Origin of the sequence: Streptomyces sp. NPDC048473, from assembly GCF_043200155.1 — a bacterium.
Lineage (GTDB): Bacteria > Actinomycetota > Actinomycetes > Streptomycetales > Streptomycetaceae > Streptomyces.
Window position 1 is genome coordinate 1 of the sequence record NZ_JBICXE010000140.1, and the last position, 4012, is coordinate 4012.

Consider the following 4012-nt stretch of genomic DNA (forward strand, 5'->3'; position numbering starts at 1 on the left):
GACAGAACCCCTCGACAAGGTTCATCGTCCCAGCTCAGAAGGCACTTTCGCGTTCCCGGCCAGCAACTGGCCTCACACCAACCGAAACGCCGAGGTTAGGTGTTGACGCTCGGCGGCGCTGGACGGCGCCGATCTTTCGGTAGGCATCATGTGCCCGGAGGGACGTCAAACGTCCGCCCAGCGCCGGCGGACGCCAACACCCGACTCTGCTTGGCGTGCTGCGAGGAAGCCAGATGCCGCACGATCTACATTTGGGCACCAGGCCGGGTAAGTACAAGGCGTCCATCCGAAGCCCACGCAACCCACCACGGCACGAGTTGACTGAGGCGAAGACGCCGGACGCCGCCGCTCTTCCAAGAGGCATCGGCTTACCAGGTATGACACAGGCGTTCGCCCGGCATCCCCGCGACAGTCAGCTCGCTGCGTGGCGATGGCCGGGAAGACGCCGAAACGCACCGGGCTCACAGGAGGCCTCAATGGGCACGGTCTGTGAGGAGGCATCCGCTTGGCACCCGTCCGACCGTCACCACGAGTACCAGGCCCACGCATCGATCTACGGAGAGGCTTCCTGCAGCCCGGGAATCGAAAGATGTCGCAACCCTGTACTCGAACAGACTGAAGGAATCGATCTCCTCCAGCACTGCCCTTAACAAGGGATTAGGTAGGACAAGCTAATACCGTGTGTATCTGGCAGGTAGCACCATTCGGGGATTGGAATCGAGGAGCACATCGGCGGGACCGAACCATGCGGCCAGTTCGCGGATTTCGGGATCTTCGAGAAGGCGGAGGCGGCCGTCTTCAATAAAGGGTGTGCCGTCAATGGTGATGGTCGGCTTGTCGAACTGGCAGTCGCAGTGGGCGTGTCCTGGCCCGCTACGGTCAGGCTCCCCCTCCTCGGTCAGGGCGTCCAGGCCAAGGTAGAACGCACCGGCGTGCTTCTCCCGTTCGAACTGGGTGCCACCGCTTGAGCGCACTTTCGGGTTGAGTCCGATCAGGGCGTGCCGCAGGTAGTAGCCCCTTGGTGAATAGTGACGTAGCTCGGTGGCGGCAGTCGCGCCCTCGATCGCTGTTACCACGTTGTTGGTGAGTTCGATCGTGGTGGGCTCGGCCGGTGTGCCGGTGACCGTGGACTCCTCGATGACCAGCAGCCCGTCGGTGCGGTTGGGGTAGAAGTTGACGCCACCGTAAGGGAAGGGCCGCCACATTCCAGCGATGAGAGGAGCGTGATGGCCACTGGTGGCGAAGTCACGGAAGGTCACGTCGGTGCCTGCAGCGGTGGTTACCCGGATCTCGCTGGCTGCGGCGAGTTGTGCGGTCGCCTTAGCTTCCAAGGCGAAATACAGCTCCAGCGGGAAGCGGGCACCGGTGGCCAGAGCCGATGCGGTCGCGGTCTGGTGCAGTGAGAGGAACCGGGCCTTGCGCTTGGCAACCTCGTCGAAGAACAAGCGGTCGCTGTGCACCTCACCCCACCATGTGCAGGAGAGCACCACATCAGCCTCGGCGTGGATGGCCGACAGCATTGGTGATGGCCGCTCGGAGTCCCAGCCACCCGCGCTGAACGGGGGAACGGCCAGAACGTGCACCTCGGCGTTGCGATAGGCGGCTGCTGCCGCCAGTGCCTGCACCACCACAGGATCCACCGAGTTCTCCGTCAGGATCAGCACCTGTTCGCCGGCGGCAACGGCGGTGTACTCCATGACGTTATAGGCGCCGGGCATGAGTTCGGTGATGGACAGCGGTGCTGCCATGGGAGTGTCCAAGTAACTGAAGCAGGTCGTTCCGTTCATGCGGATCGAATCCTTTCCGGTGCCAGCTGGGCGGTCGTTGATTGCGGGAGGCGGACGGCGCGACCAGCTCCAAGGCCGAAGAGGCCCTGAACGAGGGTCAGCGCGACAAGAAGGCCGAGCGGGACAGTCCACCCACCGGCGAGGTCGTGGGCTGAGCCGAACAGCAGGGGCCCAACGGCGGCTAGGAGGTAGCCGACGCTTTGGGCCATGCCGGACAGCGCGGCGGCCTGGGACGCGTCGGCCGCACGCTGGCCTTGGAACGTCAGCGCCAACACCAGGCAGGCGCCGCCGCCAAGGCCGATCAGCGCACTCCACGCGGTCGCCATCTCGGGGGCCAGGAGCAGCCCCAGGTATCCGGTGGCGCACATCAATGAACCGCTGACGGCCAGCAGCCGTTGGTCAGTGAGTTGTCGGGCGAGTATCGGCACAGTACTGCTGGAGACCAGACCGGTCACCTGGAGCAGGAACAGCTGCCAGCCGGCGGCGCCTTCGGAGGCGCCGTGGTCGTGCACGATGCTGGGCAACCACGCGATCGTGGTGTAAAAACCGAGGGACTGCAGTCCCATGAACGCACTGACCTGCCAGGCCAGTGGGTAACGCCACAGAGTATGCGCCTGCCCCGCTCCCGGGGCGGTGGATGTTACGGGCCGGCGACGGGCCAGTTGCGGTGCCCAGGCCAGGACCCCGAGTAGCGCCAGCACCGCCCAGCAGCCCAACGCGGTATGCCATCCTCCGGGAAGATGGTCAGCCAGGGGCACGGACACCCCGGAGGAGACCGCGGCTATCAACCCCATGACGGTGACGTAGAGCCCGGTGACTGCGGCGATCCGCCGTTCGGGAACAGTGCTCTTGACCAGCGAGGGCAGCAGCACGTTGCCGTAGGCGATCGCTGCTGCCATGACCACGGTGCCGGCGAACAAGGTCACCACGCCTGGCAGCGAGCGCAGCACAATGCCGACCGTCAGCACCAGCAAAGCGATCCACAAGACACGCTCGGTTCCGTGGCGCTGCGCACTCCTGCCAACCAGCGGTGACGTGGCCGCGAAAGCCAGTAGTGGCAAAGCGTTGAGCAGACCTGCCGCGGTGCTGGACAAGCCGGTGTCGTGTTCGATCATCGGCAGCACCGAGCCGACACCTGTCAGCGGCGCCCGCAGATTCGCCGCAACAAGCAAGATCCCAACCAGGAGCAACCCCACGCGAGGCGCTCCGCCCTGGTGACCGTCGGATTCGACCCCGGGAGCGTCAGCGCCTTTCGGAACAGTCACGCTCATGCACCCCCTCTTGCCGCAGCGCGGCGCGACGGCTGATCCGCACGAGCGTGGAGGCGGCGGAGCGGGCAGTCACCGCATCTCCCGCCGCAATGGCCTCTACGAGGGTGGTGTGCCAGTGGTCGTGTTCGGCGGCGATATCCCTGCCCCAGGTCAGCCCCGCGACCGCTGCGGCCAGCGCGCTCCCCAAGTGCTTGTAGACCTCGGCAAGCAACCCGTTCCCGCCGGCTTCCACCACCGCCAGGTGGAATGAGCCATCGACGTCAGCCAACGCGGTCATCTCACCGGCACAGTTGGTCTCCTGCGCCTTGTGCAGCAGCTCCCGCAATCGCTTCACGTCTGCGCTCGTCCGACGCTGCGCGGCCAGCCCCGCAGCATGCTCCTCCAATACCGCGCGCAGCTCGAAAACATCGGACAGGTGTGCCGTTGCCGCCCTGCGCACCAGCACTGCCTCCAACTCGCTGGCGACCCGGACGTAGGTGCCGTCTCCGGCACGGGCTTCCAGCAGGCCCAGATGCACCAAAGCGCGCAAGGCCTCTCGCACGGTGTTGCGACTGATTCCGAGAATCGCGACCAACTCGTGTTCGGGAGGTATGCGACTACCGACCGGCCAGCGGCCGGAGGCGATCTGCTCCCGTAGTTGATCAGCGGCCTGGGCGGACAGGGTCGCGGCACGGCGCGGCTCCCTCAACCCCTCCATACAAACCTCCAAATGTTGGACAGCTGTAGATAAACACATGACGCCTCCAATGCGGCAAGGTGACCTATGTCACATCACGCGATGTGTGGTCGACGCCGAGGCGGTCCGCGTCGGCTATCTGCTGGACTCCGACGATGCCGCGCGGGGGCACTGTCACGTTGTTTGGGTGTTTGGGTGTCTGACGGCTTGTCGGGGTGTGGTGGTGCCGGGTTCCGGGCCTGTGGTCAGGCCGTGGTGGGTCGGCTGGCAGCGCCGGT

The 4012-nt window shown here is 65.5% G+C and carries 3 protein-coding genes; all 3 read right to left on the reverse strand.

Annotated elements, in window-relative coordinates; genetic code table 11:
- Positions 1-671: 671 nt before the first annotated feature.
- Genes ACGFU7_RS47640 through ACGFU7_RS47650 form a run of 3 tightly spaced genes read right to left on the reverse strand, consistent with a single transcriptional unit; the run spans position 672 to position 3755 of the window.
- Entirely contained in the window at positions 672-1787 is a 1116-nt protein-coding gene (locus ACGFU7_RS47640) for a hypothetical protein (RefSeq protein WP_389986798.1), read from the reverse strand.
- Positions 1784-2983 (reverse strand): CynX/NimT family MFS transporter, encoded by a 1200-nt coding sequence (locus ACGFU7_RS47645; RefSeq protein ID WP_393705029.1) that lies wholly within the window; start codon positions 2981-2983, stop codon positions 1784-1786. The genes ACGFU7_RS47640 and ACGFU7_RS47645 overlap by 4 nt, the downstream gene beginning before the upstream one ends.
- A 46-nt stretch (positions 2984-3029) precedes the next feature.
- Entirely contained in the window at positions 3030-3755 is a 726-nt protein-coding gene (locus ACGFU7_RS47650) for a FadR/GntR family transcriptional regulator (RefSeq protein ID WP_393705031.1), read from the reverse strand.
- Positions 3756-4012: the final 257 nt, after the last annotated feature.